Source organism: Pseudomonas sp. 1152_12, assembly GCF_052850675.1.
Genome location: NZ_VXCW01000008.1, coordinates 119404 through 133895, shown reverse-complemented (window position 1 = coordinate 133895; position 14492 = coordinate 119404). Strand labels below are relative to the sequence as shown.

Here is a 14492-nt window from a genome sequence, read left to right as displayed (position 1 = left end):
ACCTTACTGACACAACAAAGGATTTAGAGTAATCGCTATGAGCGAAGACCGATCGAGCAACGGGCAGAAGTCATGGCTGGGTAAACTGACCCAGGCTTTTGCCCACGAGCCGAAAAACCGCCAGGAGCTGCTTGAGCTGCTGCGCGAGGCCCATCAGAACAAGTTGCTGGACAGCGAAGCGCTGGCCATCGTCGAAGGCGCCATCCAGGTGGCTGACCTGCAAGTCCGGGACATTATGGTCCCGCGTTCGCAGATGATCAGCATCAAGGCGACCCAGACCCCACGGGAATTCCTCCCGGCCGTGATCGACTCGGCGCACTCGCGCTACCCGGTGATCGGTGAAAGCCATGACGACGTCATGGGTGTCCTGCTGGCCAAGGACTTGCTGCCGTTGATCCTCAAGGAGAACGGCGACAACTTCAACATCAAGGACCTGCTGCGTCCGGCCACCTTCGTACCTGAATCCAAGCGCCTGAATGTGCTGCTGCGCGAGTTCCGCGCCAACCACAATCACATGGCCATTGTGATCGACGAATACGGCGGTGTGGCCGGTCTTGTGACCATCGAAGACGTGCTTGAGCAAATCGTCGGCGACATCGAAGACGAGCACGACGTCGAAGAAGACAGCTACATCAAGCCGCTGCCCAGCGGTGACTTCCTGGTCAAGGCACTCACGCCGATCGAGAACTTCAACGAGTTCTTCGACAGCGAATTCTCCGACGATGAATTCGACACCGTTGGCGGCTTGGTAATGAGTGCGTTCGGGCATCTGCCTAAACGTAACGAGACCACCGAGATCGGCGCCTATCGCTTCCGCATTCTGAATGCCGACAGCCGCCGTATTCACCTGATTCGCCTGACACCTATTGCCCGCTAAGGAATGACATGCAGCGCCTAACCCGCCCCGGCTGGCCCGGTAACTTGCTGGCCGTGGTGGCCGGCGCCATCACCACCCTGGCGCTGGCGCCGTTCGATTTGTGGCCGTTTGCACTGGTTGCGGTCGGATTTTTCTATATCGGCCTGCGCGAGCTGACGCCACGCCAAGCCTTGGGCCGTGGCTGGTGTTTTGGTTTCGGCCTGTTTGGCGCCGGCACCAGCTGGATCTACTACAGCATCCACCACTTCGGCGGCGCTTCGGTGCTGCTGGCTGGCTTCTTGATGCTGCTGTTTACCGCTGCCATTGCCTGGTTCTTCGCCCTGCCCGCCTGGCTATGGGCGCGCTGGTTGCGCCGTAATGAAGCACCGCTGGCCGACGCGCTGACGTTTGCTGCGCTATGGGTCGGCCAGGAAGCGTTTCGCGGCTGGTTCCTCACCGGTTTCCCCTGGCTGTACTCCGGTTACAGCCAACTCGACGGCCCACTCACCGGCCTCGCGCCGTTGGGTGGGATGTGGCTGATTTCCTTCGCCCTGGCGCTGACCGCGGCGGTGCTGTGCAACCTGCCGCGCCTGCTGGCGAGCAAGCGCAACGGTTTTATCGGCGCGGGCTTGGTGCTGCTGGTAGCGCCGTGGGCCATCGGCTTGGCACTCAAACACCACGCTTGGACCTCGCCTTCGGGCGACCCACTGACGGTGGCAGCGATCCAGGGCAACGTCGAACAAAGCATGAAGTGGGACCCCGAGCAGCTTAATGCGCAGTTGGCGTTGTACCGTGACATGAGCTTCAGCTCCAAGCCCGTCGACCTGCTGGTGTGGCCGGAAACGGCTGTGCCAGTGCTCAAGGAGTCTGTCGAAGGCTACCTCGGGATGATGGGCAAGTTTGCCGCCGACCGGCACACGGCGCTGATTACCGGCGTGCCGATCCGCCAGGAAGTGCACCACCAGAAGCGCTACTTCAACGGCATCACCGTGGTCGGCGAGGGCGAAGGCACTTATCTGAAGCAGAAGCTGGTGCCCTTTGGCGAATACGTGCCGCTGCAAGACATGCTGCGCGGGCTGATCGCCTTCTTCGACCTGCCCATGTCGGACTTTGCCCGCGGCCCGTCTGACCAGGCGATGCTGCAGGCCAAGGGCTATCAGATTGCGCCGTTCATTTGCTATGAAGTGGTGTACCCAGAATTCGCCGCTGGCCTGTCGGCCCAAAGCGATTTGTTGCTGACCATCAGCAATGACACTTGGTTTGGCCGCTCGATTGGCCCGCTGCAGCACCTGCAAATGGCGCAAATGCGTGCGCTGGAGGCCGGCCGCTGGATGATCCGTGCCACTAACAATGGTGTGACTGGCCTGATCAACCCGTTTGGGCAGATTACTGCGCAGATCCCGCAGTTCGAGCGCGGCATTCTGTACGGCGAGGTGGTGCCGATGCACAACCTCACGCCGTACCTGCAATGGCGTTCGTGGCCGTTGATCATTGTGTGCCTGGGGTTGTTCGGCTGGGCGCTGCTGGCGGGGCGGATGTCCAAAACGGTCTAAAGGCTAAACACAAAACAATGTGGGGGCTGGCTTGCCTGCGATAGCGGTGGGCCAGCCAAAAACCGGCCAACTGACTCGACACCGTCGCAGGCAAGCCAGCTCCCACACTTAATCTGCTGTGTTTCGACTTATCGGTACAACACCCGATACCCCACCTGCCCCACCGCCTCATTGATCAACTGCCCGCTGCGCCACACCGACACAAACTCGGGCATCCAGCCACCCAATGGCCGGGCATTGTCCACGCCCAAAAAGCCCACCGGCCCCGGCACCACGCTGAAGCCGGCCTTCTCAAAGCTCCAGACCGCACGCGGCATGTGCCAGGCCTGGGTCACCACCACCACCCGCTTGATGCCTTGAGGCAGCAGTATCTCGGCGCTCATCTGTGCGTTTTCCCAAGTGGTACGGCTGCGCTCTTCCTTCCAGCGCACCGCCACGCCGAAGTCATCCTGCATCGACACCGCCATCAGTTCGGCCTCACTCGGCGGCGTGCCGTAATGCAGGCCGCCGCTGGTCAACACCGGCAGCCCGGACGCCTTGGCCAGTCGCGCAGCATAACGCTGGCGCTCAAGGCCAATGCCGGTGGGCTGATCGGAGCCCCACGCCGGGTCACCCCGTTCACGCCCGGAGCCCAGCACCACGATCGCGTCTGCCCGCTGGGCCAGTGTTGCCCACTCTTCACGGGCCAACGGTGGCTCGGTCTCCAGCGCATGCGCGCCCCATTGCACCATCACCGGCAGGCTGATCAACCACATCCCGCCCAACCCCAGGGCAAAGCAGACTCCCGCCAGGCGCGGGCGGCTTTTGCGAAACCACCAGGCAACCGCAAGCAACAGCAAAAAAATGCCGGGCGGCAACAGCAATTGTTTAATGAAATAACGAAAAGGCATCGGGCATCTCCAAAGATGCCCGAAGCCTAGATGCAACGGGGTTTAGCGACAATCTTTACCAGCACTTTCGAGAAGGCTACTGAATAACACGGTGTTTCACTTGCACCGAACGGCCCGAATTTTTTCGGAGCCGCGACCGGCGGCCACGTCCTTCAGCCAGACCACCTTGGCTGAACGCGAGGGCAACTGGGCAGGCGGGGAAGCCTGCCCCTGAGAGGCACGGTGGTGATTCAATTCCAGGTAAACCTTGATCAGTTCAAGCTCTGCCTGGCTCAAGCCTCGCAACTCCAGCTCCAGAGGCCTTTCATCACACAATCGGCCTGCGGTCCTTGCGGCATCCAATGCCCGACCCAAACGGTCGATCAGTCCTTCGTACAACTGCGGTTTCGTTAAAGTTCGCTGCGATTCAACCATCCCCTCACCTCATTGAAGATAAGACTCACTCCCCAATAAACAGCGTAGTCCTCATGGCTATGCCTGCCTGGCGCCGCGACAGACGGCCTCGCCTGCGCAATCAGGGTTTCCCTCGATAGAGTGGGGTCATGTATGCTACGGCGCTTCCTGTAACTCCACTTCCCGCAGGGTTTGGGCACGGACGCGCCGCTTTTTGGTGTCGATCAACCTGAACGTTGCACCGAAGAGGATTAGGCCACCCCTATTCAGTTCAAAAGTAGCCATGCACGAACACTATCAGCCCCGTGAAATAGAAAATGCCGCCCAAACCTTCTGGGACGAGCAAAAGTCCTTTGAAGTCAGTGAACAGCCAGGCAAGGAGACTTACTACTGCCTATCGATGTTCCCTTACCCCAGCGGCAAGCTACACATGGGGCACGTGCGCAACTACACCATCGGTGACGTGATTTCGCGCTACCAGCGCATGCTCGGCAAGAACGTCCTGCAGCCTATGGGTTGGGACGCCTTCGGCATGCCGGCGGAAAACGCCGCGATGAAAAACAACGTGGCGCCCGCCAAGTGGACCTACGAAAACATCGCCTACATGAAGACCCAGCTGCGCAGCCTGGGCTTGGCGGTGGACTGGTCCCGCGAGGTGACCACCTGCAAGCCGGATTACTACCGTTGGGAACAATGGCTGTTCACTCGCCTGTTCGAAAAAGGGGTGATCTACAAAAAAAGCGGCACCGTGAACTGGGACCCGATCGACCAGACCGTACTGGCCAACGAACAGGTCATCGACGGTCGCGGCTGGCGTTCCGGCGCGCTGATCGAAAAGCGCGAAATCCCGATGTACTACTTCAAGATCACCGCCTACGCCGATGAACTCTTGTCGAGCCTCGACGACCTGCCGGGCTGGCCTGAACAGGTCAAGACCATGCAGCGCAACTGGATCGGAAAATCCAAAGGCATGGAAGTGCAATTCCCCTACAACGTCGACTCCATCGGCGCAGCGGGCGCACTCAAAGTCTTCACCACCCGCCCAGACACGTTGATGGGCGCGACCTACGTCGCCGTGGCCGCTGAACACCCGCTGGCCACCCAAGCTGCGCAGAACAACCCTGAGCTGCAAGCCTTCATCGCCGAATGCAAAGGCGGCAGCGTGGCCGAAGCCGACGTCGCCACCCAAGAGAAAAAAGGCCTGCCGACCGGGCTGTTCGTCGAGCATCCGCTGACCGGTGAAAAGTTGCCAGTCTGGGTCGCCAACTACGTGCTAATGCACTACGGCGATGGCGCAGTAATGGCTGTGCCGGCCCACGACGAGCGCGATTTCGAATTCGCCACCAAGTACAGTCTGCCGATCAAGTCCGTGGTGCGTACAAGCGTGGGTGACACCAACCCGGCCCCATGGCAAGACGCCTACGGTGAGCACGGCGAGCTGATCAACTCCGGCGAGTTCGACGGCCTGGATTTCCAGGGTGCTTTCGACGCCATCGAAGTCGCACTGATCAAGAAAAACCTCGGCGCCTCGCGCACCCAGTTCCGCCTGCGCGACTGGGGCATCAGCCGCCAGCGCTACTGGGGCTGCCCGATCCCGATCATCCACTGCCAAACCTGCGGTGACGTGCCGGTGCCGGAAGATCAATTGCCGGTAGTACTGCCGGAAGACGTGGTGCCGGATGGTGCAGGTTCGCCGTTGGCACGCATGCCCGAGTTCTACGCGTGCGCGTGCCCGAAATGCGGCGCACCGGCCAAGCGTGAAACCGACACCATGGACACCTTCGTCGAGTCCTCGTGGTACTACGCCCGCTACGCCTCGCCGCACTATGAAGGCGGTCTGGTAGAAAAATCCGCGGCCGACCATTGGTTGCCGGTGGATCAGTACATCGGCGGTATCGAACACGCCATTCTGCACCTGCTCTACGCGCGCTTCTTCCACAAGTTGATGCGTGACGAAGGTTTGGTCAGCTCTGATGAGCCGTTCAAGAACCTGCTGACCCAGGGCATGGTGATCGCCGACACCTACTATCGCCGCGAAGCCAATGGCGCCTACACCTGGTTCAACCCGGCAGACGTCGAGCTTGAGCGCGACAGCAAAGCCAAGGTGATCAGCGCCACGTTGAAAGCCGACGGCCTGCCGGTGGAAATCGGCGGCACTGAGAAGATGGCCAAGTCGAAGAACAACGGCGTCGACCCGCAGTCGATGATCGACCAGTTCGGCGCCGACACCTGCCGCCTGTTCATGATGTTCGCTTCGCCGCCCGACATGAGCGCCGAATGGTCCGACTCCGGCGTCGAAGGTTCGCACCGCTTCCTCAAGCGCGTCTGGCGCCTGGCGCACGCCCATGTCAGCCAGGGCTTGCCGGGCAAACTGGACGTGGCGTCCTTGAGCGATGAACAGAAAGCCATTCGCCGCAGCACCCACCTGGCCATTCGCCAAGCCAGCCAGGACGTGGGGCAGAACCACAAATTCAACACCGCCATCGCCCAAGTGATGACGCTGATGAACGTGCTGGAAAAAGCACCGCACACTACGGAACAAGACCGCGCGCTGGTACAGGAAGGTCTGGAAGCGGTAGTTCTGCTGCTGGCCCCGATCACGCCGCACATCAGCCACGAACTGTGGAGCCGTTTGGGCCACAACGGCGCGGTGATCGATGCCCGCTGGCCGGTTCAGGATGACAGCGCCCTGGTACAGGACACGCTGCAACTGGTCATCCAGGTCAACGGCAAACTGCGCGGCCAGATTGATATGCCAGCCAGCGCCAGCCGCGAAGACGTTGAAGCGGCTGCCCGCGTCAACGAGAACGTGCTGCGCTTTACCGAAGGCCTGACGATCCGCAAAGTGATCGTGGTGCCCGGCAAACTGGTCAACATCGTCGCTAGCTAATCGGATCGGGCGCAGGGCTTGAGCCCTGCGCCGAACTAAACCTTTAAGGCCTCGATAAGGCCCACACGGTTTCAAGGGGAGCAACAAAATGATCAAACGCAATTTGCTGGTGATGGGCCTCGCTGTGCTGCTGAGCGCTTGCGGCTTCCAGCTGCGCGGCACCGGCACCAATGAACTGTCGCTCAAGGAACTGGACCTCAGCGCCCGCAATGCCTATGGCGACACCGTGACTCAGCTGCGCCAGACCCTGGAAAACAGCGGCGTGCGTGTCTACACCGGCGCGACCTACAAACTGAACCTGGTAGACGAGCGAGAAACACAGCGTAACCTCAGCTACGCGAGTGCTGGTCGTGCGTCGGACATCGAGCTGAGCACCGCGCTCAACTTCGAAGTACAAGGCCGCGACCACCTGCCACTGATGGGCGACAAGATCGAAGTGCAGAAGGTCGTCAGCCACGATGGCAACAACCTGGTGGGTTCGGACTCGGAAATTATCCAGGTTCGCAAGGAAATGCGTCGTGAGCTGATCCAGCGCATCATGGTTCGTTTGCAACAGCTGACCCCGGAAAAACTGGCAGCCCTGCAACTCACCGCCGACAACAAGGCCAAGGCTGACGCCGACGCCCTGAAAGCTGCGCAAGAGTACGAAGACAACACGCCGAAACAATCACCTGTTGAAGTCCCTGTCGAGTAAGCCAGGCGGGGCGCCCCTGGCGCCCCGTTCCGCCCGCCTATGAAACTCGCCCCTGCCCAACTCGCCAAACACCTGCAAGGTGGCCTCGCGCCTGTCTATATCGTCAGCGGTGATGACCCGCTGCTATGCCAGGAAGCCGCAGACGCGATTCGCACCGCCGCACGCCAGCAAGGCTTCGATGAACGCCAGGTATTCAGCGCCGACGCCAGTTTCGACTGGGGCACGCTGCTGCAAGCCGGCGCGAGCATGTCGCTGTTCGCCGAAAAACGCCTGTTGGAACTGCGCCTGCCTTCGGGCAAGCCTGGGGACAAGGGCGCGGCAGCCTTGATGGAATACTGCTCGCGGCCCGCCGAAGACACGGTGTTGCTGATCAGCCTGCCCAAGCTTGACGCCAGCGCGCAAAAAACCAAGTGGGGCAAGGCGCTGGTAGAAGGCCCACAGACCCAGTTCATCCAGATCTGGCCAGTGGACAGCAACCAGTTGCCGCAGTGGATTCGTCAGCGCCTGTCCCAATCGGGGCTGTCGGCGACGCAAGACGCTGTGGAGCTTATTGCCGCCCGGGTCGAAGGCAACTTGCTGGCCGCCGCCCAAGAGATCGAAAAGCTCAAGCTGATGGCCGAAGACGGGCAAATCACCGTCGAAACCGTGCAAGGCGCGGTGGCCGACAGCGCGCGCTTTGACGTGTTCGGGCTGGTGGATGCGATTCTTAACGGCGAACCCGCCCACGCCCTGCGTATGCTCGAAGGGCTGCGCGGCGAAGGCGTGGAGCCACCGGTGATTCTGTGGGCCCTGGCCCGGGAACTGCGGGTGCTGGCCAATATTTCCCTGCAATACAGCCAGGGCACTGCGCTGGACAAGTGCTTCAGTCAGGCGCGGCCACCGGTGTGGGACAAACGCAAACCGCTGATGAGCAAAGCGCTGCAACGCCACTCAGCGCAACGCTGGGCGCAGCTGTTGCTGGAAGCGCAGCGCATCGACGCGCAAATCAAAGGCCAGGCGGCGGGCTCACCGTGGATGAGCCTGAGTCGTTTGTCACTTTTGATGTCTGGGCAGCGCCTGTCATTGCCGGCTGAATAACCCCCTCCAAACACCCGATGTTTTCCTGTCGGAGTTGGCTTGCCTGCGATGGCGGTGAGTCCGCTTGCATTTCTGGCACTGATACACCGATATCGCAGGCAAGCCAGCTCCCACATTAACCATGCCCACTTGATAGTGTGAAACCGCCTACACGGCGCCGGGCTTTACAGCCGCGTCACTTCGGCAGATGATTCGCACCGCGAGCCCCCATCTTTAGAGAGTACTGAACATGAGCAAAAAGCCATCCAAGCATGGCCCCAACAAGGCCAAATCCATCATCGCCCAGCCACTGTTCCGCAGCCGCCAAGAACGCGCCGGCAAGGGCAAAGGCAGCTACCGCCGCGAAGCCTTCCAGTCTAATAGCTGGGAGGCTTCTTACTTTCTGGCTGCCTGAAGGCAAGCGCCCCTCTGGCATGATAAGGTCTGCACCTGATTTGTAATCCCTGGACCTGTGCATGCCCTCTAGCCTTTCCCGTCGTTGGCACCTTCGCCAATTGATCGCTGCCTCCAGCCTCATTCTGCTTGTCGCCTGCGCCGAGAAACCCACCGCCGCAGACGCTCAACCCCTGCCAACGCTGCAGACTGTGCCAGCCGTTGCGCCTGCTGTGGTCGCCCCGCTGGCGGTAGACAACCTTGATATCCAACCGCCCCAGACCTTTGCCGAATGGCAGGCGGGCTTTCGCGTGGAGGCTCTGAAGGTCGGGATCACACCCGCTGTCTTTGATAACGCGTTTGCCGGTGTGACTCCCGATATGGCAGTGATTCGCGCTGACCGCAGCCAACCGGAGTTCTCCCGCCCAGTTTGGGAATACCTCGACGGCGCCCTATCGCCAGTGCGCGTGCGCAACGGCCAGGCCTTGCTGATCAAGTATGCCGACATCCTGCAAAGCATCGAACAGCGCTACGGCGTTGACCGCCAAGCACTGGTGTCGGTGTGGGGCATGGAAAGCAACTTTGGCCAGTTCCAAGGCAACAACTCGGTGATTCGCTCCCTGGCGACTCTGGCCTACGAAGGCCGTCGTCCGGCGTTCGCACAGGCGCAGCTGCTGGCGGCACTGCAGATCATCCAGCATGGCGATATCCAAGCCGACCAGATGAAAGGCTCCTGGGCCGGTGCGATGGGCCAGACCCAATTTATCCCGACCACTTACAACACCCACGCCGTCGACTTCGATGGCGACGGTCGACGCGACATCTGGAACAGCCCGGCCGACGCCCTGGCCTCCACCGCACACTACCTGCAAAGCTCCGGCTGGCAGAAAGGCCAGCCCTGGGGCTTTGAAGTCAAGCAACTGCCAGTGAACTTCGATTACGCCCTGGCAGATGGCGGCGTGCGCAAAACCGTTAGCGAGTGGCTGAAACTCGGTATCCAACTGCCGTCTGGCGCGAGCATGCCACCTAACGTCGATCAACTCTCTGCTGCCCTGCTACTGCCGGCGGGCTATCGCGGCCCGGCGTTCCTGGTGCTGGACAACTTCCGCGCAATCCTCAAGTACAACAACTCGTCGTCCTACGCGCTGGCGGTTGGTCTGCTGTCGGAGCGGTTTGGTGGCGGCGGTGTGATTCGTGGCGCTTGGCCAAAAGATGAGCTGCCGCTGAGTCGCTCCCAGCGTATTGATTTGCAGAGGGTACTCAGCGCCAATGGCTATGACGCGGGCAACGCGGATGGGATTATTGGCGCCAATACGCGCAAAGCGATTCGCGCGGCGCAACAGTCGTTGGGTTGGCCGGCGGATGGGTATCCGACGGTGAAGCTGTTGGAGTCGTTGCAGAACCGATAGACCTGCGATTGTGGCGAGCGGGCTTGCCCCGCTCGCCACAAAAAACCGCACGGCGGCTTTATCACCACGTCAGGGCTTGAACACTACATCCTGCTCCAACACCAGCCGCTGCTCCCCCGCGTCCAAGCGCACCAGCGCGCCCATCGGCAGCGTCAGGTTCGGATCGCAATGCCCGCTGCGCCAGCCGGACAACACCGGAATGCGCAACGGTTCGAAGGTCTGCTTGAGCAGCCGTTCCAACGCAGCCTTATCCACACCCGACACATCCCCCACCAGCACGCCGGCGACCTGCGCAAGCTTGCCCGCCAGGCGCAGATGCGTCAGCAGGCGGTCGATGCGGTAGATGGGCTCGTTGACCTCTTCAATAAACAGAATGATGCCTTCGGCGTCGATCTCATAAGCCGTACCCATCACCGCCGCGATCATCGACAGGTTGCCACCCAGCAAACGCCCACAGGCGGTACCAGGCTCGATCGTGGTCAATGGGTAGGCCATCGGGTGCGCCAGCACGCTGCCAGCCTCCAGTTGACCGCGCAGCAGGCTGAACAGCGATGACTCAGTAGGTTGCTGTTTGTCGCCAAGCAAATCAGCATTAAGCATCGGCCCGTGAAAGGTCACGAAGCCTGCGTAACGGTTGATCGCCAGGTGCAACGCGGTGATATCGCTGTAACCCACAAATGGCTTGGGGTTGGCGCGCAGCAGGTCGAAGTCCAGGCGATCCAGCAAGCGTGGCGTACCGTAGCCGCCGCGCAGGCAGAAGATGGCATCGATTTCGGGGTCGGCAAAGGCAGCATGCAGGTCGCGCAGACGCACCTCGTCGCTGCCTGCGAGGTAACCGTCGCGTTCGTATACACCCGAGAAGATCCGTAACTCGTGTCCACGGGCGCGCATCCATTGCCCGGCTTTTTCAACGTCGAGGGCGGCCGGGCCGGCAGGGGCAATCAGGCCAACTACGCCTCCGGCACGAAGGGCGGGTACGGCAGTTGCACGTTCAATACTCATCCATAAGTCTCCATTTATAACGCGGAACGAAATGTGGGAGGGGGCTTGCCTCCCGAGAGCGTTGAACCAGCCAGCACAGGTAGCGACTGATATACCGCAATCGGGGGCAAGCCCCCTCCCACATTGGATCTGCAGCGTTGCGCAGACCTTTTTACGAAACCAGGCTGGCCTTGACCAGCTTGGCCTGCTCATCGGCGTGGTACGAGGAGCGTACCAACGGGCCTGACGCCACGTTCTTGAAGCCCATCTTGTAACCTTCCTCGGCAAACCAGACAAAGGTGTCCGGGTGCACGAAGCGCTGCACCGGCAAATGGCTACGCGACGGCTGCAGGTACTGGCCCAGGGTCAGCATATCGATGTCGTGTTCGCGCATGCGCTTCATGACTTCGATCACTTCTTCGTCAGTTTCACCCAAGCCCAGCATCAGGCCGGATTTGGTCGGGATGTGCGGCATCATCTGCTTGAATCGTTGCAGCAGGGTCAGCGACCACTGGTAATCCGAACCTGGGCGCGCGGCCTTGTACAGGCGAGGCACGGTTTCCAGGTTGTGGTTGAACACATCCGGTGGCTCGGCGGCGGTGATTTCCAGCGCGACGTCCATGCGGCCACGGTAATCGGGCACCAGGGTTTCGAGCATCACGTTTGGCGACAGCTTGCGGATTTCGCGGATGCAGTCAGCAAAGTGCTGGGCACCGCCGTCACGCAGGTCGTCGCGGTCTACCGAAGTAATCACTACGTATTTGAGTTTCAGGTCGGCGATGGCGATGGCCAGGCTTTGCGGCTCGTTAACGTCCAGTGGTTTCGGCCGGCCATGGCCAACGTCGCAGAACGGGCAACGACGCGTGCAGATGTCCCCCATGATCATGAAGGTGGCAGTGCCGCCGGAGAAGCACTCACCCAGGTTCGGGCATGACGCTTCTTCGCACACGCTGTGCAGCTTGTGTTTGCGCAGCAGGGCCTTGATACGGTCGACTTCCGGCGAAACCGGGATACGCACGCGAATCCAGTCCGGTTTTTTCGGCAGTTCGGTAGTCGGGATGATCTTGACCGGGATGCGTGCAACCTTCTCGGCGCCGCGCAGCTTGACGCCGGCTTCCACCTTGGCACGCGGGGCCGGACGCTCGGTGATGTCCAGCGTCGGGATCATGGTTTGCACTGCATCAGTAGTCATAATCAGTCGATTCCGCCCGTAAGGGTCGTCTGCTCAGCATAGTCGAGGTGTTTGACGAGCTGCGCACGCAGCCGGGCACTTACCTCGGCAAATTTAATCGGTGCGGCGTGTTCACTCAGCTGGGTCATCGCCAACCCTGCGTAACCGCACGGGTTGATGCGCCCGAACGGCGCCAGGTCCATGTCCACGTTCAGGGCCAGGCCATGAAAGGAACAGCCATGGCGAATCCGCAAACCGAGGGAGGCGATTTTCGCGCCGCCCACATACACACCGGGTGCATCGGGCTTGGCCGCGGCGCTCACGCCGTAACTGGCCAACAGCTCGATCAGGCAAGCCTCCATGCGGCTTACCAAGTCACGTACGCCAAACCCAAGCTTGCGCACGTCCAGCAATAGATACGCTACAAGCTGACCCGGTCCATGGTAAGTCACTTGACCCCCTCGGTCGACCTGCACCACCGGAATATCCCCAGGCAGCAGCAGATGCTCGGCCTTGCCGGCCTGGCCTTGAGTAAAGACCGGTGGGTGTTCCACCAGCCAAATCTCATCCGGCGCCGAGCTGCCGCGTTCATTAGTGAACCGCTGCATGGCGTGCCAAACGGGCTCGTAGGCCATCTGGCCGAGCTCGCGAAAGCCCACGACCTGTGACATCACAACACCATGTGCACGAAGCCGGTGGCCCGCAGTTCACTGTTGATGTCGTAGAGCTGGTCTTGACCGGTCGCAACGATGTGCAACTGGATCGTGGTGTACTTACCGTTGGTGCTCAAACGCTCGTCCACTCGGTTGTCGTTGATCGTCGCGTGTACACGCACGATCTCGATAATCCTGTCTTTGCGGCCCACACCCGTGTCGCTGATCACCTTGATAGGGTAATCGGTCACCGGGAATTCGATCTTTGGCGCCTTTACTTCTACTTCTTTATCGGTCATGGCAGAACGGCCTCGTAAGCGGTAAGCCGTGGCGACGGGCAAAGCCCCGCGTCGGATCAACGCAGGGCTTTGCAGGTGCACACAATCAGTTGAACAAGCCGTAGAAGAATAGACGGATGCTATCCCACACGCGGCGGAAGATGCCACCTTCGTCGACGGTTTCCAGAGCGATCAGGTCGGCGCTGTGCACCACTTTGTCGTCCAGCTTCACTTCGACTTTGCCGATGACGTCACCCTTGGCAATTGGCGCAACCAGTTGTGGGTTCATGGTCATGCTGGCAACGAGCTTTTTCAGCTGGCCTTTAGGCATGGTCAAGGTCAGGTCTTCAGCCAGGCCAGCCTTGACTTGGTGGGTCGCGCCTTTCCACACCGGCGCTTGAGCCAGCTCGGCACCCTTCTGGTAGAAGGTCTGGGTTTCGAAGAAGCGGAAACCGTAGGTCAGCAGTTTTTGCGTCTCGGCCGCACGGGCCTGCTCGCTGTTAGTGCCGAAGACCACCGCGATCAGGCGTTGGCCGTCACGTACAGCGGACGACACCATGCAGTAGCCGGCTTCGTCGGTGTGGCCGGTTTTCAGGCCGTCGACGGTCTTGTCGCGCCACAGCAGCAGGTTGCGGTTTGGTTGCTTGATGTTGTTCCAGAAGAATTCCTTCTGGGAGTAGATCGCGTAGTGCACCGGGTCAACACGGATGATCGCGCGAGCCAGCACTGCCATGTCGTGAGCCGACGAGTAGTGCTCTGGGTTCGGCAGGCCAGTCGGGTTCATGAAGTGGCTGTTGGTCATGCCCAGGTCGCCGGCAGTCTTGTTCATCATGTCGGCGAAGGCGTCTTCACTGCCGGCGATGTGCTCGGCCAGGGCCACGCTGGCGTCGTTACCGGACTGAATGATGATGCCGTGCAGCAAGTCGCTCACGGTGACTTGCGAGCCGACCTTGATGAACATCCGCGAACCGCCGGTGCGCCAGGCGTTTTCGCTGACGGTGACTGGGTCGTTCTCGCCGATCTGGCCGCGACGGATTTCCAGGGTCGCGATGTAAGCCGTCATCAGCTTGGTCAGGCTGGCGGGTGGCAGCCGCTGGTCACCGTTGTTTTCGACCAGCACATTGCCGCTGGCGGCATCCATGAGCACCCAGGCCTTGGCGGCCAGTTGCGGGGAAGCCGGCACCATTTCAACCGCCCAGGCGGCCGGGGTGATGATCAGCGAAAGAAGCAGGCACGTGCGTTTGGCTAAGGTGGTGATGTTCATCCGTCTCTCGA

At 60.8% G+C, this 14492-nt stretch carries 14 protein-coding genes; 7 read left to right on the top strand and 7 right to left on the bottom strand.

The genetic code is table 11. The annotated features are described in order from the left end of the window. The first annotated feature begins 37 nt into the window (after positions 1–37). Together FW764_RS16795 and lnt are read left to right on the top strand one after the other, a co-directional pair. Positions 38–877: an HlyC/CorC family transporter gene (locus FW764_RS16795; protein WP_015373027.1), complete on the top strand. Its 840-nt coding sequence runs from the start codon at positions 38–40 to the stop codon at positions 875–877. Positions 878–885: 8 nt separating this feature from the next. After that, positions 886–2409 carry an apolipoprotein N-acyltransferase gene (lnt, locus tag FW764_RS16790; RefSeq protein ID WP_242152860.1) on the top strand — a complete coding sequence of 508 codons (1524 nt, stop codon included), beginning with the start codon at positions 886–888 and terminating at the stop codon, positions 2407–2409. 128 nt (positions 2410–2537) lie between these two features. On the opposite strand, the gene FW764_RS16785 is transcribed toward lnt, so the two are convergent. After that, entirely contained in the window at positions 2538–3299 is a 762-nt protein-coding gene (locus tag FW764_RS16785) for a YdcF family protein (RefSeq protein ID WP_446434839.1), read from the bottom strand. A gap of 96 nt (positions 3300–3395) precedes the next feature. Then, positions 3396–3713: a hypothetical protein gene (locus FW764_RS16780; protein WP_446434838.1), complete on the bottom strand. Its 318-nt coding sequence runs from the start codon at positions 3711–3713 to the stop codon at positions 3396–3398. A 262-nt stretch (positions 3714–3975) separates the two neighbouring features. Here FW764_RS16780 and leuS point away from each other — a divergent pair, with 262 nt between their 5' ends. The 5 genes from leuS (at position 3976) to FW764_RS16755 (ending at position 10134) form a co-directional block, all read left to right on the top strand. Continuing rightward, a complete protein-coding gene (gene leuS / locus FW764_RS16775) occupies positions 3976–6582 on the top strand; it encodes a leucine--tRNA ligase (RefSeq protein ID WP_446434837.1) in 2607 nt (868 codons plus the stop codon). Between the two features lie 88 nt (positions 6583–6670). Then, complete coding sequence (locus tag FW764_RS16770; protein WP_446434836.1) at positions 6671–7276, top strand: LPS-assembly lipoprotein LptE; 606 nt, start codon at positions 6671–6673, stop codon at positions 7274–7276. A 39-nt stretch (positions 7277–7315) separates the two neighbouring features. After that, positions 7316–8353 (top strand): DNA polymerase III subunit delta, encoded by a 1038-nt coding sequence (gene holA, locus FW764_RS16765; RefSeq protein WP_446434835.1) that lies wholly within the window; start codon positions 7316–7318, stop codon positions 8351–8353. A gap of 229 nt (positions 8354–8582) precedes the next feature. Beyond that, positions 8583–8747, top strand: a complete 165-nt coding sequence (arfA, locus tag FW764_RS16760; protein ID WP_003176285.1) for an alternative ribosome rescue factor ArfA — start codon at positions 8583–8585, stop codon at positions 8745–8747. Positions 8748–8808: 61 nt separating this feature from the next. Then, positions 8809–10134: a lytic murein transglycosylase gene (locus tag FW764_RS16755; protein ID WP_446434834.1), complete on the top strand. Its 1326-nt coding sequence runs from the start codon at positions 8809–8811 to the stop codon at positions 10132–10134. A 69-nt stretch (positions 10135–10203) separates the two neighbouring features. Here the strand turns inward: FW764_RS16755 and FW764_RS16750 are convergent, their stop codons facing one another. The 5 genes from FW764_RS16750 to FW764_RS16730 all read right to left on the bottom strand — a co-directional run bounded on the left by FW764_RS16750 (position 10204) and on the right by FW764_RS16730 (position 14481). Next, positions 10204–11136: a S66 peptidase family protein gene (locus FW764_RS16750; RefSeq protein WP_446434833.1), complete on the bottom strand. Its 933-nt coding sequence runs from the start codon at positions 11134–11136 to the stop codon at positions 10204–10206. Positions 11137–11287: 151 nt separating this feature from the next. Beyond that, positions 11288–12307 (bottom strand): lipoyl synthase, encoded by a 1020-nt coding sequence (lipA, locus tag FW764_RS16745; RefSeq protein WP_446434832.1) that lies wholly within the window; start codon positions 12305–12307, stop codon positions 11288–11290. Between the two features lie 2 nt (positions 12308–12309). Further along, positions 12310–12957, bottom strand: a complete 648-nt coding sequence (gene lipB, locus FW764_RS16740; protein ID WP_446434831.1) for a lipoyl(octanoyl) transferase LipB — start codon at positions 12955–12957, stop codon at positions 12310–12312. After that, on the bottom strand, positions 12957–13238 hold the full coding sequence (locus FW764_RS16735) for a DUF493 domain-containing protein (protein ID WP_446434830.1): 282 nt from the start codon (positions 13236–13238) through the stop codon (positions 12957–12959). The genes lipB and FW764_RS16735 overlap by 1 nt, the downstream gene beginning before the upstream one ends. Before the next feature lie 85 nt (positions 13239–13323). Further along, positions 13324–14481, bottom strand: coding sequence for a D-alanyl-D-alanine carboxypeptidase family protein (locus tag FW764_RS16730; RefSeq protein ID WP_446434829.1), 1158 nt, complete (start codon positions 14479–14481; stop codon positions 13324–13326). Positions 14482–14492 lie beyond the last annotated feature (11 nt).

Bases quoted from the DNA above. Each gene is read 5' to 3' on its own strand.
- FW764_RS16795 (WP_015373027.1), top strand. From the start codon at position 38: ATGAGCGAAGACCGATCGAGCAACGGGCAGAAGTCATGGCTGGGTAAA.
- lnt (WP_242152860.1), top strand. From the start codon at position 886: ATGCAGCGCCTAACCCGCCCCGGCTGGCCCGGTAACTTGCTGGCCGTG.
- FW764_RS16785 (WP_446434839.1), bottom strand. From the start codon at position 3,299: ATGCCTTTTCGTTATTTCATTAAACAATTGCTGTTGCCGCCCGGCATT.
- FW764_RS16780 (WP_446434838.1), bottom strand. From the start codon at position 3,713: ATGGTTGAATCGCAGCGAACTTTAACGAAACCGCAGTTGTACGAAGGA.
- leuS (WP_446434837.1), top strand. From the start codon at position 3,976: ATGCACGAACACTATCAGCCCCGTGAAATAGAAAATGCCGCCCAAACC.
- FW764_RS16770 (WP_446434836.1), top strand. From the start codon at position 6,671: ATGATCAAACGCAATTTGCTGGTGATGGGCCTCGCTGTGCTGCTGAGC.
- holA (WP_446434835.1), top strand. From the start codon at position 7,316: ATGAAACTCGCCCCTGCCCAACTCGCCAAACACCTGCAAGGTGGCCTC.
- arfA (WP_003176285.1), top strand. From the start codon at position 8,583: ATGAGCAAAAAGCCATCCAAGCATGGCCCCAACAAGGCCAAATCCATC.
- FW764_RS16755 (WP_446434834.1), top strand. From the start codon at position 8,809: ATGCCCTCTAGCCTTTCCCGTCGTTGGCACCTTCGCCAATTGATCGCT.
- FW764_RS16750 (WP_446434833.1), bottom strand. From the start codon at position 11,136: ATGAGTATTGAACGTGCAACTGCCGTACCCGCCCTTCGTGCCGGAGGC.
- lipA (WP_446434832.1), bottom strand. From the start codon at position 12,307: ATGACTACTGATGCAGTGCAAACCATGATCCCGACGCTGGACATCACC.
- lipB (WP_446434831.1), bottom strand. From the start codon at position 12,957: ATGTCACAGGTCGTGGGCTTTCGCGAGCTCGGCCAGATGGCCTACGAG.
- FW764_RS16735 (WP_446434830.1), bottom strand. From the start codon at position 13,238: ATGACCGATAAAGAAGTAGAAGTAAAGGCGCCAAAGATCGAATTCCCG.
- FW764_RS16730 (WP_446434829.1), bottom strand. From the start codon at position 14,481: ATGAACATCACCACCTTAGCCAAACGCACGTGCCTGCTTCTTTCGCTG.